Below are 23,158 nucleotides of genomic sequence, written 5' to 3'. Positions count from 1 at the left end.
GCGTTTCCTTACCGAACGTGGGCCGTTGGAGGACTTAACGCGGAGAATGCGCCGGGTACGGGCGGCGACATGGCCTTCGACCCGTTGCAGGAGCGGGGCATCCCGCTGGACGAGCAGCTGCGCGACTGGCGTGAGCTCCATGTCACGCCCATCGATCCCGACCACGCCGACCCGTACACCCGGTGCCGGATCATCACCATGAACGGCATCGAGACGGAGGGGATCCTCTTCAGTCACCAGCTGGCCCGCCACTGCCCGGACCTCGAGGCCAAGCGGCAGCTGGCCCGGGTGCGCTACCTCGAGGCGCAGCAGCAGAAGGTGGTCAACTGGCTGCTGCCCGGCGTCGCCTCGGTGCTGGAGACCACCATCGCCTACGAACAGGTCGCCGTGGACCTGACCTCGTGGGTGGCGCGTATGGAGCCTGACGCGTACCTGCGCCAGGCCTACCAGTTCGGCGTGCTGGAGGACTTCGACCACCTCTACCGGTACGCCAACCTGTACGAGATGATCGAGCACCGCAAGGCCGGAAAGATCGTCGACAACCTCACCGAGGTGATGCCGGGACGGCCTACCTATCTGCACCACCGCGACCCCGTGGACAACGTGAGGGAGCCCTACGACCGCGCCACGACCGAGCCGCTGTCCCGCCTGCACGCGCTGACGATCATGGCGGCCGAGCAGCAGACGATGAACTTCTACATGAACGTCGGCCCGATGTACATGGAGCCGATCGCCCGCCAGCTGTATCAGGAGATCGCGCTCATCGAGGAAGAGCACGTCACCCACTACGAGTCGCTCGTGGACCCCGGCGAGAGCTGGTGGGAGATGCTGCTCACGCACGAGTACAACGAGTGCTACCTGTACTACTCGTTCATGGAGACCGAGTCCGACCCGAAGGTGAAGCACATCTGGGAGCTGCATCTGAGCATGGAGCTGGAGCACCTGCGGCTGGCGGCTGAGATGTTCAAGCGGTTCGACGGCCGCGAGCCCGACCAGGTGCTGGCGCCGGCCCTGCCGCCGCCGGTGACGTTCGAGCCGAACAAGGCCTACGTCCGGGACCTGATCGCCACCCAGATCGACCAGACCACGCTGGGGACGGGCTACGTGCGGGAGGCCCACGAGCGGTTCTCGAGAATGCAGGAGGCCATCATGGGCGGGGAGCAGCCGCCGTCGGAGCGGGTCATCGACGACAACCGCGCCGTCTCCGGCCAGGAATATCGCCTGGAGACCGAAGGGCCGCACCCGGCGGATCTGCAGCCCGCCCGCTGACCTAAGGTCTCCTCCATGACCTTAGTAGCCCTTGTCACCGGTGCCTCCCGCGGCCTGGGCGCCGTGATCGCGAGCAGGCTCGCCGCGGACGGCCTGGCCGTCGCCGTCAACGCCGGCAAGGACGCCGACGGCGTCCAGCAGGTCGTGGACGCCATTCGCGCCGCCGGCGGCGTCGCGGAGGGCTTCCTCGCCGATATCACCGACGAGAGCGGCGTAGCGGGCCTGGTCGAGCGGATCGCCGGGCGCCTCGGCCCTGTGGATGTGCTGGTGGCCAACGCCACCGGGCCTCAGCCTCTGATCCCGATGGAGGACCTCACCTGGGAGGCCCACCTCGACCAGCTCCGCTTCTTCGTCAAGAGCCCCACCCTGCTGGTGCAGGCGGTGCTGCCCGGCATGCGGGAGCGCGGCGGCGGCCGGGTCATCCAGATCGGCTCCGACGTCGTCGATCGCAACCTGCCCGGCATGTCGGCGTACATCGCGGCCAAGGGCGCCCAGCACGCGCTGACCGAGGCGTGGGCACGCGAGCTGGGCCCGTACGGCGTCACGGTCAACGTGGTCGCGCCCGGCTGGATCCCCGTGGAGCGGCACGCAGGGCTCGACCAGAGCGGCTACCTGGAGGAGGTGCCGCTGCGCCGGATGGGCACGCCGGAAGACGTGGCGGCGGCGGTGTCGTTCCTGGCCTCGGACGGTGGCGCGTTCATCACCGGGCAGCGGGTCACGGTCAACGGCGGCCACAGCTGACCTGCGCGGGCATATTCCAGTTTGGGGACTCGGCCAGGATTCGCTAGAGTTCTCTCGTCGCCCCGGGCGGGGCGGAGGCGGAAGTGGCTCAGTGGTAGAGCATCACCTTGCCAAGGTGAGGGTCGCGGGTTCGAATCCCGTCTTCCGCTCGGAGCTTCCGGCTCGGTGGCGTGGCCGAGAGGCGAGGCAGCGGCCTGCAAAGCCGTCCACACGGGTTCAAATCCCGTCGCCACCTCGCAAGGACGATTAGCTCAGCGGGAGAGCGCTTCCCTGACACGGAAGAGGTCACTGGTTCAATCCCAGTATCGTCCACCAGGCTCCGAAGCAGATCAGGTCCGACCTGACCTCAAGGAGATAAAGCCCCAGCTCACGGCACATGCCGGAGTCTGGGGCTTCTTGTTGTTCCGGGTTGATCACGGTTGTTGTCAGCACCGGTGATGACTTTGGTGGCGCAGAACGCCGGGTCCCCGCATGCCCACGGTTCCCGGGCTCTCTCTAGCCGACGACCCCAGCCCGGGTTGTCAGATCGTCATCTGTGATGGGCCGGAGCACCCGGCAGGGCGTCCCGATGGCGACCACCATAGGAGGGATATCGCGACTGACGACGCTGCCCGCGCCGATGACGGATCCGTATCCGATACGGACGCCTGGCAGGACGACGGCGTTGCTGCCGATCCAGACCTTGTCTTCGATCACAATTGGTTCCGAGAACCGGCCGAAGTCGACCCGGCGCGCGGGATGCACCGGGTGCCCCGTTGTCGTGAGCGTCACGCTTGGCGCGATCATGACACCGTCGCCGATGCGGATGTCCACGTCGTCGACGAAGGTGAGATTGACGTTACCGAAGAAGTCATCACCGATATGGACGTTGCTTCCAAATCCGGCGTGGAAAGGTGGGAGCAGTACGGCGCGCTCTCCGACCGACCCGAGGATCGCGACGAGCAGTGACCTCCGCCTGTCAGCTTCCCCGGGTGGTGTGTGGTTGTACGCGAAGATGAGATCGGTACGTCGCTGAGAATCCTTGAACGATGCCTCCGACTCGGTGTAGACGAGACCCTGACGGATCCGATCCAAGACCGCTTGCTCGTCACTCTGCGGCACGCCGGAGCTCTCCCTTCCAACCTGTACGCCGAGCTCCGGGAACGACGCTGAGTGTGCCGCCGCCACCGAAACCCCGCCGCGTCGCTAAATAGATCATGAGTGGCGGGCAACCCTACGCAAAGCCGAAGACCAGCGCAAGCTCGACGCCATCAGTGAATCACCGCGGCCAACCAGCCGGCGGCAGGCGGCCCACTCAGGGTCGCTTCTCGCCGCCTCAGTGCTCCCGGTAGTAGGCGGCGAGGGCGGCGAACGCGGCCTGGCCGGCCTCGTCACGGACGTGCTCTCCCGCCACGGACGCCTTCGGCGAAACTCGGCCCGCAGGCGCGGCTGTCCGCCCCGATCACCATGATGATCGCGATGACCGTCCTGGTCGCCGGCGCGACCCGCCGCCGTGCGGTCGCCGTCCCGGCCGCGCCCCTGCTGCTGGTCGCCGGGGTGCCGGCCTTCGTGTCGGGCTTCTTCGACGGCGGGTACGCGGCCGATCTGACGGCGGGCCGACGCGTCTACCAGATCGCCCTCGTGTCGGTGCATCTGGGCGTGAGCGTGCTGGCGTCCTTCCGGCTGGCGCGACTGCTCCGGCAGCGGGCGAAGCGCCTTTGACGTGGGCGGCTGTCCGGTCCGCGCACGGGTCGGCGCTGGGCGGGCAGTTACCGGGGCGTGGTGAAGTCGACTGGCATGTTCCTGCTCACGGCCGCGGGTTCCGCGTTCGCCGTCTCGGGCCTGGCCGCCCTGCCGCCCGTGGGCGGGTTCCTGCTCGGCCGGCCGTTCGCGGGGGCGCTGGTGTTCCCCGGACTGGGCCAGGGGCCGGTGCTGATCGCGTTGGTCACGCTGGCGGGGTTCTCGGTGACGCTCACGGCCGGGGCGTATGTGGCGTTCCGCTGGTCCGGCTTCGGGCCGTCGAGGGTGGGGCTGGTGGCCTGCTGGTGCCTGGCGGGCGGGCCCGCCGGCGTGATCGCGGTGCTGGCGTGGACGGGGGCGCGTGGGTCGGCGTTCGCCGAGCCCGCGCCGTACGCCGCCTCCTGGGGCATGGCGACGGCGCTGGTGGCGGCGCTCACGGCGCTGGCCGTGACGCGCACCCTGCCGGCCTCTCCCCCGCCGCCGGCCAAGCGGGTGTTCTGGCCGCGCCGGTGGGTGCTGCCCTGCCTGGTGCTCGGCTGGGCTCTGGTGTGGAGCGTTCTCATCAGGGACCAGGAGCCGCTGCTGGCCTGGCTGCCGCTCTCGCCCGGCTACTTCGACCAGGTGGCCGTGGTGCTGGCGGCCATCGTGGCGAGCTACCTGGAGGGGTCGCTGCGGCGGCGATTACCGGTGGAGGGCCGGCCGGGGCGGGCGTTCGTCCTGGCGTGGATCGCGCTGTGCGCGGCCCCGATCGTGTACGCGGCCGTGGTCGCGATCGACCGCGGCATGCGGGAACCGCTCCTCGCCGACCCCCTGAACCCGGTCTGGGCCGTGGAGTACGCCCGCGACATCGGCGCGGCGCTGGTCGCCGAGCCCGCGCAGATCGCGGTGCCGCCGCTGCTGCTCGCGCTGGCCGGCACCGGGCTGCAGATCCTGCTCCCGGGGAACGATCGCGAGCCCGCGCCGCCGGATCCGGTGCGGCCCGATCGGCGGTGGAGCCTGCTCGTGGCGGGGGCGGCGCTCGCGCTGACGTACTTCTGCATAGCGGTGACCTCGCGCTACCCCGTGCTGACGCGGCGCACGTACGACGACGGGACGCCGGTGATGGTGCGGGCGCTCGCCTTCCTCGCGCCGCCGGACCCCGTGCTGGGCAGGACGGCCGTGGTGTGGTTGTGGACGGTGACGGCGGTGTTCGCGGCGTCGGCGGCGGTCCTCGTCCATCTCGCGGTACGGGGGCGGCTCGTCCGGCTCTTCCCCGCCTCCGACTACGTGGTGCTGGTGGGCGTGCTGGCGCTGGCGGCGGCGGTGGGCTGGAACGCGGGCAGCGTGATCGCGTACGGGGTGACCGGCGAACGGCTGCTGGGCATCTCCCCGGCCGGGGAGGCGGCGCTCTTCACGGGAGTCGTCGTGCCAGGGTTGGCGGCGCTGTTATTCATCGTGCACTCACAGGTGGGCTTGACCAGATTCGTACGGATCGTCGAGCTGGAAGACGAGGAGACCTGGGGGACGCTGGCCGAGCGGTACCGGGCCTGGAAGGAGCAGGTCCGCGAGCACGTGCCGGCCCGGCGGGAGCGCCTGGCGGCCGCCGCGCGAGCGGCCGGGGCGGCGCTGACGGTGGTGGTGGCGGCGGGGGCGGTCCGCGGGTTCGGCGTCGAACCGCACGCCGAGGTCCACGACAGCGGGGTCTTCGTGACGGCCCCGGCCGTGTCCGTCGCGCAAGCGCCGCTGGAGAACCTCGCCGGCGCGCTCTACGTCGTCCTGCTCGCCGGGCTGACCTACCTCGTCCTGGGGCGATCGAACACGAAAGGGCTCCGGTCGTGGACGGCCGTGTGGGGGTCGTCGGTGGTGGCGGGAGGGCTGGCGAGCCTGCCGCTGGACCCCGTGGCGGGCCTGCAGGCGGGGTTCGTGGCGGGGCCGTTCGTCGTGGCGGGGGTGGCGGCGCCGCGGCCGCCGAGAAAGATCCTGCTGGCCGGGGGCGCCGTGCTCGTCGCCGTGGCGGCGGTGCCCCTCGCGCGAGGGGCACCGCCCGCGTTCGTGATCACCTCGGCCACCTGGCGGGAGCAGCGGCCGCGGCTCACGATCGACATCTCCTACCCGCGGGCCTCGGGCGGGGACGCGCGGCGGGTCAACGCGGCGTTGTTCGCGCCGGTCAGGGACCTCCTCGAGGACGCGCTGCGCGACCTCCGCGCGAACCCGGCCGCCCACGGGAGCGTGACCGGGACCCACGTCGTGGTACGCGGCGACGCTCAGGTGATCTCGGTGCGCTACCTGCTGGCGGGCGAGCAGTGGCGGGCGGTCACCTACGACGTGGCCGCGGGGCGGACGATCACCGTGCGGGAGATCTTCGCCCCGGTCGCCTTCACCCCGGAGGGCAGGAGGCGGCTGGCCGCCGCGCTGCGGCCCCTCATGCCGGCCCGCCAGATTCCGCGGACCGTGACCCTGGACAACGAGCGTCTGCTGGTCAACCTGGGCAAGGGCACGGTGGAGTTCACCTTCGGCCGCGGCTACTTCTGCACGGGCTGCGAGCCGTTCACCGTACGGGCCTCGCGGGAGCGGCTGTCCGGGCTGGTCACCGAGCGCTTCTAGCGCGACGATCACACCATGGACGCTCAGGAGATCGCCGACCGTTTGGAGATCGCGGACCTGCTGGCCCGCTACACCCGCGCCATCGACTCCGGCCGATGGGAGCTGCTCGACGAGGTGTTCAGCGACGACGCGCTGATCGACTACACCTCGGCGGGCGGCATCAAAGGCACACGGGAGGAGGTCAAGGCCTGGCTGGCCGAGGTGCTCTCCCACTGGCCGGGCCGCCTGCACCTGATCGGCGCGCCCACGATCGACTTCCACGACGGGCAGGCGCGGGTGAGCGCGCCCTTCACCGACACGCTCGCCCCGACGCGCGAGATGGTCGCGGCCGGCACCGAGGGTTTCCTGCACGGCGGCGGCTGGTATCACCACCGCATGCGCCGCACGCCCGCCGGATGGCGCAGCACGGAGCTCGTCGAGGAGCAGAGCTGGCGCACCGCCCGCTGAGCAGGACCGGGACTGACCTGCGGTCATGGGGCCGCTACAAAGATATTGCGTTTGTGGTGAAACCCCTGAGGGCAGCGCGAGTGCGGGCAGTGTCCCCCTGCCCCCCACCGGGTCGAAAGGGCTGTGCGGCACATGGCATTCGCATTGGGTCTTCTCGGTCATGACATAGCGGTCGACTTAGGCACCGCCAACACTCTCGTCTACGTCCGCAGGAAGGGCATCGTGCTCAACGAGCCCTCCGTCATCGCGATCAACCTTCACAAGAACACCGTCGTGGCCGTCGGCAAGGCGGCCAAGCGCATGGTGGGGCGTACTCCCCCGCACATCGCCACGATCAGGCCGCTCAAGGACGGCGTGATCGCGGATCTGGACGCGGCGGAGCGCATGTTGCGCATGTTCATCCAAAAGGCGCACCCCAGCAGGTTCCTCGCCAAACCCCGGATCGTGGTGGCGGTGCCGAGCGGCACCACGTCCATCGAGCAGCGGGCGGTCAAGGAGGCCGCCTACGAGGCGGGCGCGCGGCGGGTGCACATCATCGAGGAGCCGATGGCCGCGGCGATCGGCGCCGGGCTGAAGGTCGGCGAGGCCACCGGCAACATGGTGGTCGACATCGGCGGCGGCACCACGGAGGTCGCCATCGTGTCCATGAGCGGCGTCGTGGTCGCCAAGTCGCTACGGGTGGGCGGCGACGAGCTGGACGAGGCCGTCATCACCTACGCCAAGAAAGAGCACGCGCTGCTGCTCGGCGACCGTACGGCCGAGCGGCTGAAGATCGATCTGGGCATGGTGCGGCCCGCGCCCTCCCGGGACGCCGAGATCACGCCCCGGGGCCGGCACAGGGTGGGGGCCGCCGGCGCGGACTCCGTGCCGCCGATCGTGGTGGACGACGAGGAGCCCGAGCCGCCGGCCGCCCCTCGCCGGTGGAATCCGTTCCGGTCCAGGCCCAGGCAGGAGGCCGTCCTCCCGGCCGCCGCGCCGCGGGCCATCTCCCCGGACGCCAGCGCCCCCGTACGCGGCCGCGACCTGGTCAGCGGGCTGCCGAAGACGGCGACGATGACCTCGGAGGAGATCGGCGAGGCCATCGAGGACCAGGTGCAGACCATCATCGACGCCGTGCAGACGACGCTCGACCAGTGCCCGGCCGAGCTGGCCGGCGACCTGCTGGACAACGGCATCGTGCTGACCGGCGGCGGGGCCCTGCTGCGCGGCCTGGCCGAGCGGATGGGCCAGGCCACCGGCATGCCGATCCGGGTCGTGGACAAGCCGCTGTACTCGGTGGCGCTGGGCGCGGGCCGCTGCGTCGAGCGGTTCCAGGCGATGCGGGACGTGCTGCTCCCCGATTGGTCGCGGCGGTGAAGCGGGCGCTCATCCTGCTCGTGTTACTCGCCGCGGTCCTGCTCGTCGTGGTGGACCGGACGCTGATGCCGCTGGAGCCGCTGCGGGCGGCCGGCTCGACCGTGTACGGAACGGTCGAGAGCGCGATCGGCACGGTCACCCGATCGGTCGGCGGCGAAGGGCGCCTGCGCGCGCTGGAGCAGGAGAACGCCCGCCTGCGGGCCGAGCTGGCCGCGGGCGGCGCCAAGGGCACGCCGGCGACGGCGCCGGCGCCCTATCGTGGCGTCTCCGCACACGTGGTCGGCTTCGGGCAGGGCAGGAACGTCACCATCGACGCGGGATCGGCGGCGGGCGTGACGCGCGACGTGACGGTGCTGAACGCCGACGGCCTCGTGGGCAAGGTCAGCTGGGCGGGCCCGGCCACCGCGTCCGTGTCGCTGATCACCGATCCAGGGTCGTCGGTGGGCGCGCGGATGGCGGCCTCCGGTGAGCTGGGCGTCGTGACGGGAGTGCCGGGCGACGGCCTGCTGCGGCTGAGCCTGTTCGACCCCAACGCGCCGCTCGAGGTCGGCGACCAGGTGGTGACGCTCGGGTCGGCCGGCGGCCGACCGTACGTGGCCGGGCTGCCCATCGGCACGGTCGCGCGGATCGAGCGGGCGCCCGGCGCGGCCACGCGCACGGCGCTGGTGCGGCCCGCCGCCCGGCTGTCCGCGCTCGACCTGGTCGCGGTGGTCGTGCCCGACACCGGGAGGTGAGCCATGCGGCTGGTGCTTTCGCCGTCGGCGGCGCAGGGAGGTGAGCCGTGCTGGTGCTGTTCCTCATCCTGGCGCCGCTGCTGCAGGTGCTGCTGATCAACAGGTCGCCGTGGGGCGGTCCCGACCTGGTGGTGCTCGCCGTGGTGTGGCTGGCGCTGTCCAGGGGGCCGGTCTGGGGCTGCGTGGCCGGGCTCGCCGCCGACGTGACGCCGCCAGCCGACGGCACGGTGGGGCGCACAGCGCTGGTGCTGGCGGTGACGGGCCTGCTGGCCGGCCACTGGCGCGAGGGCGCTGCCCTGCCGGAAGGGCGGACACGGGACCGCAATCCGCTCCTGGCAGGCGCGGCCGGCGCCGCCGCGGGCACGCTGCTGCAGGCCGGCGCGGCGGTCGCGCTCGGCGACGAGCCGTGGCGGGCCGCGCTCGTGGCGCTGCCGTGGACGCTCGCGTGGACAGTGGCGCTAGGGGCGCTGGTGAGCCCCGTGTTGCTGCGCCGCCGGCACTCCGTGGAGGCCGAGCCGAGGGTGGCGATGCGGCGTGTCTAAGGCCAGATTGTTCGTGTTGCGGCTGGTCGTGGTGGCGATGGTGGCCACGCTGGTGGGGCGGCTGTGGTTCCTGCAGGTGGTCAGCGGGGCCGAGTACGTACGGGCCGCGGCGGACGTGCGGATCAGGACCGTGCCGGTGCCGCCGGTGCGCGGGCAGATCGTGGACGTGGCCGGGCGCCCGCTGGTGACGAACCGGACCAGGCCGGTGGTCACGGTGGACGCGGTGGCGCTGGCCCACCAGCCCGACGGCGGGCGGGCGGTGCTGGAGCGCCTAGGCGAGGTGCTGCGGCAGCCGTACCGGCAGATCGCGGAGAAGGTCCGGTTGTGCGGGCCTGAGGTGGCGCAGCCGTGCTGGCAGGGCTCGCCGTACGAGCCGATCCCCGTCGCCGAGGACGTCACGGCGCAGACCGCGCTGCAGATCAGCGAGCGGCAGCAGGACTTCCCCGGCGTGCGCACGGAGCTGCGGCCGGTGCGGGTCTACCCGTTCGGCGCGGCGGCGGCGCACACTCTCGGGTACGTGCAGGGCGCCAAGGGCCGCGACGGGCTCGAAGGCGTGTACGACCGGGAGCTGGCCGGCCGCGCCGGGCGGCGCGACGTGGCCGTGGACAACACCGGGCAGGTCACCAGGACGCTCCGCCAGGACCCGCCCGTGCCCGGCGACACGCTCGTGACCAGCCTCGACTCCCGCATCCAGACCATCGCCGAGCAGGCGGTCACCCGGGCGCTGACCACCAGCGGCGCGAAGTCCGGCGCGGCCGTGGTCATGGAGTCGCAGACCGGCCGGGTGGTCGCGCTGGCGGGGCTGCCCTCCTACGACCCGGCCGTGTGGACCGACGGCGTGACCGCCCGCGAGTACAAGCGGCTGCCGCTGCTGTCGCAGGCCGTGCAGGGCGAGTGGGCGCCCGGCTCGACGTGGAAGGTCGCCTCGGTCGCGGCGGCCGCGAACGCCGGGTACGGGCTCGGCGCGTTCTACGACTGCCCCGGCGGCTACACGGTGGGCAACCGGGTGTTCAGGAACTTCGCCAGCGCCGACCTCGGCCTGATGACCATGCACGGGGCGCTGGTCCAGTCCTGCGACACGATCTTCTACCGGCTGGCCGACCAGCTGTGGGAGCGGGGGTCCGAGGCCTTGGAGAAGACCGCGCGCGGGTTCGGCTTCGGCAAACCGACCGGGGTGGACCTGCCCGGTGAGGCGGCCGGCGCGGTGCCCGATCGGGCCGCGAAGAAGGCGCTGTGGCGGGCCACCCGCGAGGAGAGCTGCCGCCGGGCCGCCAAGGGGTACCCGGAGATGGCCGACCGCGGGCGGGCGGCGTACCTGACCGCGATCGCCAAGGAGAACTGCCGCGGCGGCGGCGTGTGGCGGGGCGGCGACGCGGCCAACTTCTCCATCGGGCAGGGCGGCGTGCTAGTCACGCCGCTGCAGCTGGCCCGCGCGTACGCGGCCGTCGCCAACGGCGGGACGCTGCACAGCCCGCGCGTCGGGATGAAGGTCGTCCGGCCCGACGGGACCACAGTCGAGACCATCACGCCGCCGGTGGCCGGGCGGCTGCCGGCCTCGGCGGAGACGCTGCGGTTCATCAGGAACGCGCTGAGCCAGGTGCCGAAGAAGGGCACGGCGGAGGGCGCGTTCAAGGGGTTCCCGTTCGGCAAGGTCGCGGTGGCCGGGAAGACGGGGACGGCCGAGTCGTTCGGGCACCGGGACACCTCCTGGTTCGCCTCGTTCGCCCCGGATCCCGCCTACACCGTCGTCGTCGTGCTGTCGGAGGGCGGCCGTGGCGCGGAGGGCGCGGCGCCGGCGGCCCGGGACATCTGGGAGGGCATCATCGGGTTGGCGGAGCGGCGAACGGTCAGGCCCGAGAGCGGTAGCTTGCGTGACCAGGGAGGGCCAAGTGAGCGCGACCATTCAACACGAGCGGCGAACGGTCAGGCCCGAGAGCGGTAGCTTGCGTGACCAGGGAGGGCCAAGTGAGCGCGACCATTCAACACGAGCGGCGAACGGTCAGGCCCGAGAGCGGTAGCTTGCGTGACCAGCGAGGGCCGAGTGAGCGCGACCATTCAACACAGGGGCGGCGATGATCGCGGTGGCGACCGGGAAGCGGCGGGTCGTGTGGGCGCCGACGCTGGGCGCGCCGGACTGGACGCTGACGCTGCTGGCCCTGGCCCTGTCCGTGGTGGGGCTGCTGCTGGTGTGGTCGGCCACGCGGATGGAGGGCGACTACGGGCTGCTGATCAGGCAGGCGGTGAGCGTCGGGCTCGGGCTCGTCCTCATGTGGTTCGTGTCGCGGTGCGATCTGCGGGTGCTGCGCGCGTACGTGCCGCTGGCGTACGTGCTGGCGCTGGTGTCGCTGGCGGGTGTGCTGACGCCGCTCGGGGTTCGGGTGAACGGGGCGCACTCGTGGATCGTGCTGGCGCCCGGGGTGCAGTTCCAGCCGTCGGAGTTCGCCAAGGTGGCGCTGGCGCTGGCGTTCGCGGTGCCGCTGGCGGAGCTGCGCGACGGGCAGAGCAGGCCCGGGTTCGGCGGGGTTCTGCTGGCGCTGGTGCTGGCCGCGGTGCCGATCGGGTTGATCGCGTTGCAGCCGGACCTCGGGACGATGCTGGTGTTCGCGGCCATGGTGAGCGGGGCGCTGCTGGTGTCGGGGGCGCCCAAGCGGTGGCTGCTGGTGCTCGTCGCGGGCGCCGCGGGCGCGGGGGCGGCGGCGTGGAAGCTGGGGCTGGTGCGGCCGTACCAGCTGGAGCGGCTGCTCGTGCTGGCCAACCCGGGCGCCGACCCGGGCGGTGTGGGGTACAACGCCGCGCAGGCGCGCATCGCGATCGGCTCCGGCGGCCTGTCCGGCAAGGGGCTGTTCAACGGCGAGCAGACCGCCGGGCACTTCGTGCCCGAGCAGCACACCGACTTCATCTTCACCGTCGCGGGCGAGGAGCTCGGCTTCGCCGGGGCCGCGGCCATCGTGCTGACCATCGGCGTGCTGCTGTGGCGGGGGTTGTCGATCGCGCGGCACAGCGCCTCGCCCTACGGGGCCGTGCTGGCCGGGGCCGTGGTGTCGTGGCTGGCGTTCCAGACGTTCGTGAACGTGGGCATGACGGTGGGGCTCATGCCGATCGTGGGCGTGCCGCTGCCGTTCGTGTCGTACGGCGGTTCGGCCACCGTCGCAGGACTGCTGGCGATCGGGCTGCTACAGGCCGTGCACCGGACCAAGGCCATGCAGCCATAGGCGTCTTAACCGGTTGCCGTCCTTTTGCGATCTTGGGCAGGCTTGCGGGCATGAACGTGCCCTACCGGCAGATCCGCGCCGCCTACACCGACGAGTCGATCACCGTTTACCAGGCTTATGACGCCTCCATCGCCGGGCCGGCCGTGGCGGAGCAGCGGTTTGTGGCGCCGTTCAAGCGGGAGCGGATGACGTGGATCAAGCCGTCGTTCCTGTGGATGATGTACCGCTGCGGCTACGCCGCCAAGCCCGGCCAGGAGCGGGTGCTGGCGATCGAGCTCAGCCGCGGCGGCTTCGAGTGGGCCCTGGAGCACTCGTGTCTCAGTCACGACGACGGGCGTCCGGACTGGACTTCCCGGATGCGGCACAGCCCGGTGCGGATCCAGTGGGATCCCGAGCGGGGGCCGCACCATGAGGCATTGGTGTACCGGTCCATCCAGATCGGCCTGTCCGGGGAGGCCGTGCGGCGTTATGTGGACGAGTGGACACCGGCGATCATCGACGTCACGGAGCTGGCTCGGGAGGTTCATGCGGCGGTCCGGCGCCGCGCGGACGTGAGCGGACTGCTGCCCGCCGAACGGCCATATCCTCTGCCTGATGGCATAGGCGAGACGATCGGGGCGAGCCCGGCGTGAACGTGATCATCTTTGGGGCGACCGGCATGGTCGGTCGCGGCGTGCTCCGGGAGTGCCTGCTCGACGAGCGGGTGTCGGCCGTGCTCGCGGTCGGCCGCTCCCCGACGGGGATCGACCACCCCAAGCTGCGGCACATCATCCACGGCGATCTGCTGGACCTGGCGTCCATCGAGGAGCGCCTGACGGGTTTCGGCGCGTGCTTCTTCTGCCTGGGCGTCTCGTCGGCCGGGATGAGAGAGAAGGACTACCGGCACATCACCTACGACTACACGATGTCCGTGGCGAACACCCTGGCCAGGCTCAATCCCGGGTCGACTTTCGTGTACGTGTCGGGGGCCGGGACCGACGCTCGCGGGCGGGCGATGTGGGCCAGGGTGAAGGGGGAGACCGAGAACGCGCTGCTGGCGCTGCCGCTGGAGGCGTACATGTTCCGGCCCGGCTTCATTCAGCCCATGCACGGCGTCACCTCGCGTACCCGGCTCTACCGGCTGGCCTACGTCGCGAGCCGGCCGTTGTACCCGCTGTTCCGGCTGCTCTTCCCGGCCGCGGTGATCACGACGGAGCGGATCGGGCAGGCCATGATCACGGTCGCCGAGCGCGGCGCGCCCAAGCGGATCCTCGGGCCGGCGGACATCAACGCATTGTGACCGCCAGCGGGCGCGGGGCGAGCGGGATGGCCAGCAGCGCCGCCGCCGCGACCAGCGCCCACACCGCCTCCCACGAGGCGGCCGCCAGGACGACGGGGATCAGCAGCGGGGTAAGGAACGCGGCCCCGAACACCGTCGTCCCTTCCAGGCCCAGCGCCGTCCCTGCCCTGTCCGGTCCCGCCATGGCGGCGATCTCCGTGTAGGCGATGCCGTGCCAGGAGTTGGCCAGCAGGCCGCCGAGCGCCAGGGCGGCGACCGTGACCGGAGTGGGGGCTTGTGTCAGCACGGCGGCGGCCGCCATGGCGATGCCGGTGAGGACGCCGATGCCGCGCAGGTACGTGCGGCGGTTTCCGCGCCGGTCGGTGCGCCGGCCCGTCCAGATGCGGGCCGCGCCGCCGCCTATCTGAGCGATCAGGATCGTGACGCTGGCCAGTGCGACGCCCTGGCCCTTGGCGTCGTGGAGGAAGATCGCGGTGAAGGAGAGGACGGCGAACTGCGGGACCGTCAGCAGGGCGCTGGCCAGCGCCACCCGCCAGACGTCCCAGCGCAGCAACGGCGAGCGGGTCACGGCCCGCGCCGGCACCGACTCCTTGCGCGCCGTCGCGACCTCGCGCCCCGCGGCCGGCGCGTCGGAGATGGGGAGCCAGCGCCAGGTGGCCGCCGCGGCGAGCAGGCAGAGGGCGGCCGGGAACACGTAGACGGCGCGGAAGCCGTACGAGTGGGCCAGCCAGGGCAGGACGGCCACGCCGAGCGCACCGCCGGCCGGGATGGCCGTCTGGCGGATGCTCATGGCCAGTCCCCGCTCACCGTCCGCGAACCAGGTCATGATCGCGCGGCCCGAGGCGCCGTTCACGCTGCCGCCCAGCGCACCGGCGGCCAGCAGGCACGCGGCCAGCGCGGCGACTCCCGCGCCGTCCCCGGGCGTGACCGCCGCGGCCATCAGAGCCAGCAGCGCGCCGGTCGAGGTCAGCCCGATCAGCAGGACGCGCCGGTCCCCGTACCGGTCGGTCAGCAGGCCCCACACGATGTCGGACACGGCCGCACCCAGGCCCAGGCACGCCAACGCCAGCCCGAGGTCCCCGATGGACAGGTGGTAGCCGGCACGCATCGCGATCCCCGTGACGGGGATGCCGGCGAACATGGCCGCGAAACTGGCCTGCGCCCCGACGCCCACGGACAACACGACCCACCGATGCCCGGCCCCGTACCGGCGGCTCATCCTGCCACCGGCGGCCGAGAGAGGCGTCGTCGTCGCCACAAGCCACCATCCCTTCACGAAATAACCGGAGTTGATGGTTACTCACCCTTCCAGCAGCCAAAGTAACTTGTCAATCCGGTTACTATGGGGACGTGGACTTCACCTTCGTCAGCGGAAACCTCGGGCTCGACCTGGCCGGCACGATCGGCCACCGCCGCAGCGAGCGCATCGACCTGCTGGCCACGCCCGCGGACCTGGCCCGGTGGACGGTCGCGGCCGGACTCCTCGACGTGCCGCCCGCCACGACCGGCGACGACCTCCGCTCGGCGAGCACATTGCGCGAGGCGATCTACCGGCTGGCGTCCGCGGCTCGTACCGGCGCCCCGTTCGACGCGGCCGATCGGGAGGTGCTCAACCGGGCCGCTCAGCACCCGCCGGCGACCGTCAGGCTGAGCGAGACGGGAGGCCTGGAGCACGCCGGCGATCTGCGGACCGCGCTCGCCGGCGCGGCACGGGCGGCCGTCGAACTGCTCGGCGGTCCGCAGGCCGCACTGATCAGGGAGTGCGAGGCCGCACCCTGCACCCGGCTCTACATCGACGCCTCGCACCGGCGCTCCCGCCGCTGGTGCGACATGCGCGGCTGCGGCAACCGGGCCAAGGCGGCGGCGTTCCGCGCCCGCGCCCAGCGGCAGGATTGACCACGCACGGATCCCCATGCCCGATGATGGAATAACCCAGGAGGCGTTCGCGCTACCGTAGCCGTCAAAGATTCAACAGTCATGGATGGTGACTAAAGTGCAGTTCGGAATCTTCAGCGTGGGCGACGTGACCATGGACCCCACGACGGGCAGGACGCCGACGGAGCACGAGCGGATCAAGGCGATGGTGACGATCGCGCTCAAGGCCGAGGAGGTCGGGCTTGACGTGTTCGCGACCGGCGAGCACCACAACCCGCCGTTCGTGCCGTCCTCCCCCACGACGATGCTCGGCTACATCGCGGCCAAGACCGAGCGCCTCGTCCTCTCCACCGCCACCACGCTGATCACCACCAACGATCCGGTGAAGATCGCCGAGGACTTCGCCATGCTGCAGCACCTGGCGAACGGGCGGGTGGACGTGATGATGGGCCGGGGCAACACCGGGCCCGTCTACCCGTGGTTCGGCCAGGACATCAGGCAGGGCATCCCGCTCGCCATCGAGAACTACGCGCTGCTGCACCGGCTGTGGCGCGAGGACGTGGTGGACTGGGAGGGCCGCTTCCGCACGCCGCTGCAGGGCTTCACCTCGACGCCACGGCCGCTGGACGAGGTGCCGCCGTTCGTGTGGCACGGCTCGATCCGCAGCCCGGAGATCGCCGAGCAGGCCGCCTACTACGGTGACGGCTTCTTCGCCAACAACATCTTCTGGCCGAAGGAGCACTTCATGCGGCTGATCCACCTCTACCGGCAGCGGTACGCCCACTACGGGCATGGCACGCCCGAGCAGGCCATCGTGGGGCTCGGCGGCCAGGTGTTCATGCGCAAGAACTCCCAGGACGCGGTACGCGAGTTCCGCCCGTACTTCGACGTCGCCCCCGTGTACGGCCACGGGCCGTCGCTGGAGGAGTTCATGGCCGAGACGCCGCTCACCGTGGGCAGCCCGCAGCAGGTCATCGACCGGACGCTGCAGTTCAGGGAGTTCTTCGGCGACTACCAGCGCCAACTGTTCCTCATGGACCACGCGGGGCTGCCGCTGAAGACCGTGCTGGAGCAGCTCGACATCCTCGGTGAGGAGGTCGTGCCGGTGCTGCGTGCGGAGTTCGCCAAGGGCCGGCCGGCCGAGGTGCCGGACGCGCCCACGCACGCCTCCCTGCTCGCGGCCAAGACGGCCGCCGCCGCCACCACCGCCGCCACCGTCGAAGCCTGAGGAAGGGGACATCATGAAGCTGGTCGTCGTCGCGGCGGGGCTGACCCAGCCCTCCTCGACCCGCCTGCTCGCCGACCGCCTCGCCGAGGCCGTGACCCGACGACTGGCAGAGCAGGAGGCGCCGGAGGAGCCCGCGGCCGGGCGCGTGCCGCCGCCGGCGGGCCCGGCCGAGCTCGCGGCCGTCGAGCCGCGGGTGATCGAGTTGCGTGAGCTGGCCGTGGACGTCGCGCACGCGTTCGTGACCGGGTTCCCCGGCGCCCGGCTGCGCGCGGCGATCGAGGCGGTCACGGAGGCCGACGGGATCATCGCGGTCACGCCGATCTTCAGCGGCTCCTACAGCGGGTTGTTCAAGTCCTTCTTCGACGTGGTCGACAACACCGCGCTGGCGGGCAAGCCCGTGCTGATCGCCGCCACCGGCGGGACGGCCCGCCACTCGCTGGCGCTGGAGCACGCGCTGCGGCCGCTGTTCGCCTACCTGCGGGCCGTCGTCGTCCCGACCGCCGTGTACGCGGCCGCGGAGGACTGGGGCGGCGCGGGCGACGCCTTCACCGACGGCCTGAGCGAGCGCATCGAGCGCGCCGCCGGCGAGCTGGCCGACCTGCTCCGGCACCGCGCGCCGCAGGCGCGGGCCGACCAGGAGGAGACGGTCGTGCCGTTCGAGGACCAGCTCGCCGCCCTCCGCCCGCCCCGCTGACCCGTCACCGCCTTGCCGGATGCCGGCGCCACAACCCGGCGCTGTGACACCGCGGGCGACGCGAGCACCGCCACCCGGCCAGCGCGCGAGGCCGACCGGCCGCAGGCGCGCAGCCAGTTGGGCCGAGGGGGCGGTGGCCCGCCCCCGTCCGGGGTCAGGGCTTGATCGCTACCACGTTGTACGTCGTGTCAGGCGTCGGCGTGGTGGTGAAGCGGGCGTTGGGCAGGTAGAGGCGGTGGCCGTACTTGGCGACCGTCGTCGGGACGTCGAAGCGCGGATCGGTCAGTCGCTTGACGATCTTCCCGGACGAGCTGTCGGCGGCCAGGCCGATGACGGCGACGGTGTTGGCGCGGTTGAGCACGGCGTACAGGGTGCTGCCGGACAGCAGCAGGCCGTCGCCGTTGGTGAGCAGCTCGCCGCCGAGGTCCACCTCTGTGGTGACGCCGGTGGCCGGGTCTGCCTCGAACAGCTTGCCGGTGTTCGACTGGACGATCAGCAGTGACTTGCGGTCGGGGCTGATTGCGATGCCGTTGGCGTTGTTGCCGGTCGTGTACTGGATGGCCCCGCTGAGCGGAATCTTGACGGCCTCGTCGGGGAGAGCGCCGCCGCGGCCGAGCGCGAGCTTGTACAGGACGGGGTTGCGGGAGTCGGTGAAGTACGCCGCACCCCCGGTGAGGATGACGTCGTTGACGAACGCCGGGTCGGTGGTCAGCTTGTACGACTTGACGACCTCCCCGGTACGCAGGTCGATCACGCGGGCGTCGCCACCCGTCCCCCCGGCCACGAACAGCCGGCCGCGCCCGTCGGTCTTGAGCCCGAGCGACGGGGTGCCCGGGCCCTTGCTGATGACCGACCCCTTGCCGGTGCGCAGGTCGGCCCGGTAGATGTCACCGGTCGCGCGGGAGCCGAAGTAGGCGTAGGGCCCGCCCCCAATCGCGATCCCCTCCGGCTGGAACCCGTTGGGCAGCGCGAACTGGTCCGGCTTCGACGTGGCCTGCGCGGGCACGGTGCCCAGCAGGAGCACGATTAAGGCGCTTGCTGCGGTCTTCAGGATCGCGGATCTCATGCGGCCCACGATGCCCGTGCCCGTGCCCCTGGGTGAAGAGGTGCTGCGTGCTTCACAGGGAGTTTGCAGAAAAGATCTGATTGATCGAAAGCTCTTGTGGGTACCGAGGCGGTTCGTTACCTTTGCCCGAATGCGGAGGCCCCCTTTATTACTTCTGACCCTTTTGCTGGCCGTATCGGGCTGTGGCGCACCGCCGCCCGCCACGAACCAGGCGCAGTCCGCCCAGCCGGTGGCCCTGGCGCCGCGTCCCGAGGTGGACCTGAGCGCGTACGAGAAGGGCAGGTCGCAGCCCGTCAAGGATCCGGTGTTCCCCGCCTACGGCAACCCGGCGATCGACGTGCTCCACTACGACCTGACGCTGGGCTGGAAGCCGTCGAGCCGCACGCTCACCGGCACGGCGAAGCTGACGCTGCGCGCCGTCAAGCCCGTCACCCGCCTCACCGTCGACTTCGGGCGGGCGCTGAAGGTCGATCAGGTCACGGTGAACGGCACGAGCGCCAGGCCCCGGCATACCGGGAACGACCTGTCCGTCCCCCTGGCCAAGCCGTTGAAGGCCGGTGAGGGCGCCGTCGTGACCGTGCGCTACCACGGCCGGCCCCGGCCGGTGGACGCCAAGCAGCGGCGCAAGGACATCAGCATGCTCGGCTTCCACACCGGCGACGGTGGCAGGGCGTGGGCTCTGCAGGAGCCGTTCGGTGCGTTCACCTGGTTCCCGGTCAACGACCATCCGTCGGACGAGGCGCTGTACGACGTGGCGATCACGGTGCCCAAAGGCTGGTCGGGCGTGGCGCACGGCACGTTCAAGGGCAAGAGCACGAAGGGGCGGACGAGCACGTTCCGCTGGAAGTCGACCGACCCCGTGGCCAGTTACCTGACGGTGTTCGCGGCCGACAAGTTCCGCATGTACAAGGACAAGGGTCCCCGCGGCATCCCGATCACCTACTGGATCCGCCCCCAGGACACGGCCAATTCCCTCGCCGTGGCCCACCGGACGCCGGCGATCATGAAGTGGCTGGAGAAGAAGCTGGGCCCGTACCCGTTCCCGAGCGCCGGCCTGGTGGCCACGAGCGACTCCGGCATGGAGACGCAGCAGATGATCGCGCTCGGCCCGCGGTTCATGGAGCCGTCGGTCGTGGCGCACGAGCTGGCGCACCACTGGTTCGGCAACACCGTCACCCCGCGCACCTGGCGCGACCTGTGGCTGAACGAGGGTTTCGCCATGTACTTCGAGTTGCAGTGGTACGCCGACGACCAGGGTCACTCGATCGACCCCTACATCGCGAGCATCCGCCGCCTGGACGCCAAGCTGCGCAAGGAGAACGGTCCCCCGGGCCGGTACCGGCGGGACTCGTTCGCGCAGAGCAACGTCTACTACGGGCCGGCGATCATGCTGCACGAGATCAGGGAGCGGCTCGGCGACAAGAGGTTCTTCGCGATGACGAAGGCGTGGCCGCAGGAGCACCGCAACACGACCCAGGACCGGGCGTCGTTCATCAAGTGGATCAACGAGCACACCGGCGAGGACTTCACCGAGCTCATCGACACCTGGCTGGACTCGACGACCACCCCACGCTGAGGGAGCGCGCACGGTAGGTTGGGGCGTAACCACACAAACGGGGTTTGTCATGTCAAATGGTGCCCGTCATGTCCTCGGAGTGGTCGCCGGGCTGCTCCTTCCTCCCCTGGTCGCCGCCGGGCTGTGGTTCGGCGTCGGCGAGCTCCGTCTGGAGGCCGCAAGGGCGTTCCAGATCTCCTGGCCTGCGGTGGGCGTCCTGGTCGCCACCGGCATCGGCCTGGCGTTCCTGGCCGGTTCACGCCTGTCACCCGTCGCCTCACTCCTCGGCGGCCTGGCGTTCACCGGCCTGGGCGTCCTGCCCCTGCTGGCGGCGCTGGGCGTGCAGCAGCCGCCGGACAACCTGCTGCCCAACTCCCTGGAGCCCGGCTACCTCACCCTCGCCTACACGGGGCTCCATCTGGTGCTCGGCGTGTCGCTGCTGGTGGTCTCGCTCTTCCCGTCGCGCTGGCGCTCCATGGCCGAGCCGACGGTCTACTCGCCCGCCTACAGTGAGGCGCCGTCGCCGTACCTGCCGCCGCAGAACGCCGCCGAGGACGCCACACGGCCGATGTACCGCGATTGAGCACCGCATGGGCTGGCAGAATGCCGCCATGCGCGACTTGAAGATCGTCGACTTCCTGGCCGAACTGGCCGACCGGCGGCCGGCTCCGGGCGGCGGCGCGGCGGCGGCCCTGCACGCCGCCCAGGCCGCCGCGCTGCTCGGCATGGTCGCCCGCTACAGCACCGGCGAGAAGTACGCCGATCACGCCGAGGCCGTCGTCGCCGTGATCGCCGAGACCGACATGCTGCGGGCGCGGGCGTTGAAACTGGCCGAGGAGGACGCGGCGGCGTTCACCGCGGTCACCGACGCCTACCGGCTGCCCAAGGGCGAGCAGCGCAGCGCCGCGATCGCCGCCGCGCTGGCCGGGGCCGCCGAGCCGCCGGCCCGCGTGATCGAGGAGGCCACGCGGGTGATCGAGCTGTGCGAGTTGCTGCTGCCGATCGGCAACCGCAACGTCGTCACCGACGTGGCCGCCGCGGCGGAGGCCGCACGCGCCGCGCTCACCACCGCGCGGGTGAACGTCGAGGTCAACCTCGGCGGGATCAAGGATGAACGAGTACGCGAGAAGCTGAACATCCGCCTGTCCGCCGTGGATCCGGCCGTCGCCAGGGCAGACTGGGTGACCGCCGAGGTACGCGAGGAGATCAACCGGTGAAGACGCTGACCGGCAAGGACCTGGCCGCCGCCATCCGCGCCCAGACGCAGGCCGAGGCCGCGGCGGGCCCTCAGCCGCGGCTGGCCGTGGTGGTGGCCACGGACGACGAGGCCGGCCTGTGGTATGTCCGGTCGCTCGCCAAGGCGGCGGCCGGCGTCGACATCGCCTGCGACGTGGTCGACCTGGGGCCGGGTGCCCGCCCTGAGCAGATCGGCGAGATGCTGACCAGGCTCAGCGGCGACTCCGGCGTGCACGGCGTGCTGCTGCAGACGCCCTTGCCCTCCGGCTCCTCGGCGCAGGAGCTGGCCGCGTCGATTGACCCGCGCAAGGACGTCGACGGCGCCAACCCCCTCTCGCTCGGCCGGCTGGCGGCCGGGCGACCGGCGTTCCCGCCCGCCACCGCCGCGGCCGTCATGGCCCTGCTCGACCACTACGAGGTGGAGCTGGAGGGGCGGCGGGCCGTCGTGGTCGGCCGCTCGACCGTGGTCGGCAAGCCGCTCGCCCACCTGCTGCTCGACCGGCACGCCACGGTCACCGTCTGCCACTCGCGCACCCGTGATCTGGCCTCCGTCACCTCCACGGCCGAGGTGCTGGTCGCGGCCGCCGGCCGGGCGGGGCTGATCGGCGCGGGGCACGTCGCGCCCGGTGCGGTCGTGATCGACGTCGGCACCAACCCGACCGACGACGGCGGGCTGACCGGCGACGTCGACTTCGACGCGGTCGCGGGCGTGGCCGGGGCGCTGACCCCGGTGCCCGGCGGCGTCGGCCCGGTGACGACCGCGCTGCTGCTGCGCCACACCGCCAGGGCGGCGAACCTCCCGTGAGCGACGACCGGCTGATCATCGAGTGGATGGCGGAGGCGTGTGATGGGTGACGTGCTGGTCGTGCAGAACAGCCGGAGCGGCGGCCCGGCCCGGCTGGGCGACTGGCTGGCCGAGGCCGGGCACGAGCTGGACGTCGTGCTCGCCCACGACGGCGCTCCCCTGCCCGATCGGCTCGGCCACGATGCCATGATCATGCTGGGTGGCGGCTACCTGCCCGGCGACGACGACCGGGCCCCATGGCTGGCGGACGCCCGGCGGCTGGTGGGGCAGGCGCTGGCGGAGGGGGTGCCGCTGCTCGGCATCTGCCTGGGCGGTCAGATGATCGCCGAGGTCGCGGGAGGTGAGGTCTTGGGAGACGCGGGCGCGCCGGAGAACGGCAGCGTCCCGCTCACGATCAGGCCGGAGGCCGCCGACGACCCGCTCTTCCACGGGCTTCCCCCGGTGGTGCCCGCCGTGGAGCACCACAAGGACGCGATCATCGCGCTGCCCGCGGGCGCCGTCTGGCTGGCGGAGACGCAGGCGTGCCCCTACCAGGCGTTCCGGGTGGGCGAGCGGGCCTGGGGCGTGCAGTTTCACCCCGAGGTGCTGCCTGCGCGCATCCGGGAGTGGCGCGCGGACGGCTTCGACCCCGGCGAGGTCTATGCCACGGCGGTGGCCGACGAGCCGGTGTCCACGCCGATCTGGCGCGAGGTGACCATGCGCTTCGCCGCGCTCGTCGCCGAGCGTGCCGCGTGCGCCTACGAGACCCGGCCCAGAGCGTACTGTCAGCGTGCGTGACAGACCGGCCCAGAAAGTGCCGTCAGCGTGCGTGACAGAC

23 protein-coding genes and 3 tRNA genes are annotated in these 23,158 nt (G+C 71.7%); 23 read left to right on the top strand and 3 right to left on the bottom strand.

From position 1 onward, the window contains the following. The first annotated feature begins 69 nt into the window (after positions 1 to 69). From Q9G87_RS39015 to Q9G87_RS38995, 5 genes are all read left to right on the top strand, one after another. Positions 70 to 1,269 (top strand): hypothetical protein, encoded by a 1,200-nt coding sequence (locus Q9G87_RS39015; protein ID WP_305921607.1) that lies wholly within the window; start codon positions 70 to 72, stop codon positions 1,267 to 1,269. Positions 1,270 to 1,284: 15 nt separating this feature from the next. Beyond that, on the top strand, positions 1,285 to 2,010 hold the full coding sequence (locus Q9G87_RS39010) for an SDR family NAD(P)-dependent oxidoreductase (protein ID WP_305921606.1): 726 nt from the start codon (positions 1,285 to 1,287) through the stop codon (positions 2,008 to 2,010). A gap of 77 nt (positions 2,011 to 2,087) precedes the next feature. Further along, positions 2,088 to 2,159 (top strand) — tRNA-Gly (locus Q9G87_RS39005). Between the two features lie 15 nt (positions 2,160 to 2,174). After that, a tRNA-Cys gene (locus tag Q9G87_RS39000) sits at positions 2,175 to 2,245 on the top strand. Between the two features lie 5 nt (positions 2,246 to 2,250). After that, positions 2,251 to 2,325 (top strand) — tRNA-Val (locus tag Q9G87_RS38995). A gap of 180 nt (positions 2,326 to 2,505) precedes the next feature. Here the strand turns inward: Q9G87_RS38995 and Q9G87_RS38990 are convergent. After that, positions 2,506 to 3,111, bottom strand: coding sequence for a sugar O-acetyltransferase (locus Q9G87_RS38990; RefSeq protein WP_305921605.1), 606 nt, complete (start codon positions 3,109 to 3,111; stop codon positions 2,506 to 2,508). Between the two features lie 357 nt (positions 3,112 to 3,468). Between Q9G87_RS38990 and Q9G87_RS38985 the strand changes: the two genes are divergently transcribed. From Q9G87_RS38985 to Q9G87_RS38940, 10 genes are all read left to right on the top strand, one after another. Next, positions 3,469 to 3,711 (top strand): hypothetical protein, encoded by a 243-nt coding sequence (locus Q9G87_RS38985; RefSeq protein ID WP_305921604.1) that lies wholly within the window; start codon positions 3,469 to 3,471, stop codon positions 3,709 to 3,711. 60 nt (positions 3,712 to 3,771) lie between these two features. Beyond that, on the top strand, positions 3,772 to 6,312 hold the full coding sequence (locus Q9G87_RS38980; RefSeq protein WP_305921603.1) for a hypothetical protein: 2,541 nt from the start codon (positions 3,772 to 3,774) through the stop codon (positions 6,310 to 6,312). A 15-nt stretch (positions 6,313 to 6,327) separates the two neighbouring features. Beyond that, positions 6,328 to 6,759, top strand: a complete 432-nt coding sequence (locus tag Q9G87_RS38975; RefSeq protein ID WP_305921602.1) for a nuclear transport factor 2 family protein — start codon at positions 6,328 to 6,330, stop codon at positions 6,757 to 6,759. A 132-nt stretch (positions 6,760 to 6,891) separates the two neighbouring features. After that, positions 6,892 to 8,115, top strand: coding sequence for a rod shape-determining protein (mreB, locus tag Q9G87_RS38970; protein ID WP_327580629.1), 1,224 nt, complete (start codon positions 6,892 to 6,894; stop codon positions 8,113 to 8,115). After that, positions 8,112 to 8,849 (top strand): rod shape-determining protein MreC, encoded by a 738-nt coding sequence (gene mreC / locus Q9G87_RS38965; RefSeq protein WP_305921601.1) that lies wholly within the window; start codon positions 8,112 to 8,114, stop codon positions 8,847 to 8,849. Before mreB ends, mreC begins: the two co-directional genes overlap by 4 nt. A gap of 47 nt (positions 8,850 to 8,896) precedes the next feature. Continuing rightward, a complete protein-coding gene (locus Q9G87_RS38960) occupies positions 8,897 to 9,391 on the top strand; it encodes a rod shape-determining protein MreD (RefSeq protein ID WP_305921600.1) in 495 nt (164 codons plus the stop codon). Then, a complete protein-coding gene (gene mrdA, locus Q9G87_RS38955) occupies positions 9,384 to 11,333 on the top strand; it encodes a penicillin-binding protein 2 (protein WP_305921599.1) in 1,950 nt (649 codons plus the stop codon). The genes Q9G87_RS38960 and mrdA overlap by 8 nt, the downstream gene beginning before the upstream one ends. 130 nt (positions 11,334 to 11,463) lie before the next feature. Further along, positions 11,464 to 12,603, top strand: coding sequence for a rod shape-determining protein RodA (gene rodA, locus Q9G87_RS38950; protein ID WP_305921598.1), 1,140 nt, complete (start codon positions 11,464 to 11,466; stop codon positions 12,601 to 12,603). A 50-nt stretch (positions 12,604 to 12,653) separates the two neighbouring features. After that, a complete protein-coding gene (locus Q9G87_RS38945) occupies positions 12,654 to 13,235 on the top strand; it encodes a DUF4291 domain-containing protein (RefSeq protein ID WP_305921597.1) in 582 nt (193 codons plus the stop codon). Then, entirely contained in the window at positions 13,232 to 13,882 is a 651-nt protein-coding gene (locus Q9G87_RS38940; protein WP_305921596.1) for an NAD(P)H-binding protein, read from the top strand. The genes Q9G87_RS38945 and Q9G87_RS38940 overlap by 4 nt, the downstream gene beginning before the upstream one ends. Here the strand turns inward: Q9G87_RS38940 and Q9G87_RS38935 are convergent. After that, positions 13,869 to 15,140, bottom strand: coding sequence for an MFS transporter (locus tag Q9G87_RS38935; RefSeq protein ID WP_305921595.1), 1,272 nt, complete (start codon positions 15,138 to 15,140; stop codon positions 13,869 to 13,871). The two genes, Q9G87_RS38940 and Q9G87_RS38935, sit on opposite strands and share 14 nt — an antisense overlap. 92 nt (positions 15,141 to 15,232) lie before the next feature. Here Q9G87_RS38935 and Q9G87_RS38930 point away from each other — a divergent pair, with 92 nt between their 5' ends. From Q9G87_RS38930 to Q9G87_RS38920, 3 genes are all read left to right on the top strand, one after another. Then, positions 15,233 to 15,778: a CGNR zinc finger domain-containing protein gene (locus Q9G87_RS38930; protein ID WP_305921594.1), complete on the top strand. Its 546-nt coding sequence runs from the start codon at positions 15,233 to 15,235 to the stop codon at positions 15,776 to 15,778. Positions 15,779 to 15,875: 97 nt separating this feature from the next. Next, positions 15,876 to 16,985, top strand: a complete 1,110-nt coding sequence (locus Q9G87_RS38925; protein ID WP_305921593.1) for an LLM class flavin-dependent oxidoreductase — start codon at positions 15,876 to 15,878, stop codon at positions 16,983 to 16,985. 13 nt (positions 16,986 to 16,998) lie between these two features. Beyond that, positions 16,999 to 17,679 carry an FMN reductase gene (locus Q9G87_RS38920; RefSeq protein ID WP_305921592.1) on the top strand — a complete coding sequence of 227 codons (681 nt, stop codon included), beginning with the start codon at positions 16,999 to 17,001 and terminating at the stop codon, positions 17,677 to 17,679. A 154-nt stretch (positions 17,680 to 17,833) separates the two neighbouring features. Here the strand turns inward: Q9G87_RS38920 and Q9G87_RS38915 are convergent, their stop codons facing one another. Then, complete coding sequence (locus Q9G87_RS38915) at positions 17,834 to 18,745, bottom strand: SMP-30/gluconolactonase/LRE family protein (RefSeq protein ID WP_305921591.1); 912 nt, start codon at positions 18,743 to 18,745, stop codon at positions 17,834 to 17,836. Between the two features lie 130 nt (positions 18,746 to 18,875). Between Q9G87_RS38915 and Q9G87_RS38910 the strand changes: the two genes are divergently transcribed. Genes Q9G87_RS38910 through Q9G87_RS38890 form a run of 5 tightly spaced genes read left to right on the top strand, consistent with a single transcriptional unit; the run spans position 18,876 to position 23,118 of the window. Beyond that, positions 18,876 to 20,321: a M1 family metallopeptidase gene (locus Q9G87_RS38910; RefSeq protein WP_305921590.1), complete on the top strand. Its 1,446-nt coding sequence runs from the start codon at positions 18,876 to 18,878 to the stop codon at positions 20,319 to 20,321. Positions 20,322 to 20,370: 49 nt separating this feature from the next. Then, the gene (locus Q9G87_RS38905; RefSeq protein ID WP_305921589.1) at positions 20,371 to 20,883 is read left to right on the top strand and encodes a hypothetical protein; all 513 of its coding nucleotides are present in this window, start codon (positions 20,371 to 20,373) and stop codon (positions 20,881 to 20,883) included. A 28-nt stretch (positions 20,884 to 20,911) separates the two neighbouring features. Beyond that, a complete protein-coding gene (locus Q9G87_RS38900) occupies positions 20,912 to 21,517 on the top strand; it encodes a cyclodeaminase/cyclohydrolase family protein (RefSeq protein WP_305921588.1) in 606 nt (201 codons plus the stop codon). After that, positions 21,514 to 22,341, top strand: a complete 828-nt coding sequence (locus Q9G87_RS38895; protein WP_305921587.1) for a bifunctional 5,10-methylenetetrahydrofolate dehydrogenase/5,10-methenyltetrahydrofolate cyclohydrolase — start codon at positions 21,514 to 21,516, stop codon at positions 22,339 to 22,341. Before Q9G87_RS38900 ends, Q9G87_RS38895 begins: the two co-directional genes overlap by 4 nt. Positions 22,342 to 22,383: 42 nt before the next feature. Further along, positions 22,384 to 23,118: a type 1 glutamine amidotransferase gene (locus Q9G87_RS38890; protein ID WP_305921586.1), complete on the top strand. Its 735-nt coding sequence runs from the start codon at positions 22,384 to 22,386 to the stop codon at positions 23,116 to 23,118. Positions 23,119 to 23,158: the final 40 nt, after the last annotated feature.

The sequence above is a fragment of the Nonomuraea turcica genome, assembly GCF_030718205.1.
In the GTDB taxonomy this organism is placed as follows: Bacteria; Actinomycetota; Actinomycetes; order Streptosporangiales; family Streptosporangiaceae; genus Nonomuraea.
The sequence above is the reverse complement of the archived record's forward strand: the minus strand, read 5'-3'. Positions and strand labels throughout refer to the sequence as shown.

Excerpts from the sequence above, each read along its gene's own strand:
- Q9G87_RS38915 (WP_305921591.1), bottom strand. The coding sequence starts at position 18,745 with ATGAGATCCGCGATCCTGAAGACCGCAGCAAGCGCCTTAATCGTGCTC.
- Q9G87_RS38890 (WP_305921586.1), top strand. The coding sequence starts at position 22,384 with ATGGGTGACGTGCTGGTCGTGCAGAACAGCCGGAGCGGCGGCCCGGCC.
- Q9G87_RS38900 (WP_305921588.1), top strand. The coding sequence starts at position 20,912 with ATGCGCGACTTGAAGATCGTCGACTTCCTGGCCGAACTGGCCGACCGG.
- Q9G87_RS38985 (WP_305921604.1), top strand. The coding sequence starts at position 3,469 with ATGACCGTCCTGGTCGCCGGCGCGACCCGCCGCCGTGCGGTCGCCGTC.
- Q9G87_RS39010 (WP_305921606.1), top strand. The coding sequence starts at position 1,285 with ATGACCTTAGTAGCCCTTGTCACCGGTGCCTCCCGCGGCCTGGGCGCC.
- Q9G87_RS38920 (WP_305921592.1), top strand. The coding sequence starts at position 16,999 with ATGAAGCTGGTCGTCGTCGCGGCGGGGCTGACCCAGCCCTCCTCGACC.
- Q9G87_RS39015 (WP_305921607.1), top strand. The coding sequence starts at position 70 with ATGGCCTTCGACCCGTTGCAGGAGCGGGGCATCCCGCTGGACGAGCAG.
- rodA (WP_305921598.1), top strand. The coding sequence starts at position 11,464 with ATGATCGCGGTGGCGACCGGGAAGCGGCGGGTCGTGTGGGCGCCGACG.
- Q9G87_RS38945 (WP_305921597.1), top strand. The coding sequence starts at position 12,654 with ATGAACGTGCCCTACCGGCAGATCCGCGCCGCCTACACCGACGAGTCG.
- Q9G87_RS38910 (WP_305921590.1), top strand. The coding sequence starts at position 18,876 with ATGCGGAGGCCCCCTTTATTACTTCTGACCCTTTTGCTGGCCGTATCG.
- Q9G87_RS38975 (WP_305921602.1), top strand. The coding sequence starts at position 6,328 with ATGGACGCTCAGGAGATCGCCGACCGTTTGGAGATCGCGGACCTGCTG.
- Q9G87_RS38905 (WP_305921589.1), top strand. The coding sequence starts at position 20,371 with ATGTCAAATGGTGCCCGTCATGTCCTCGGAGTGGTCGCCGGGCTGCTC.
- mreB (WP_327580629.1), top strand. The coding sequence starts at position 6,892 with ATGGCATTCGCATTGGGTCTTCTCGGTCATGACATAGCGGTCGACTTA.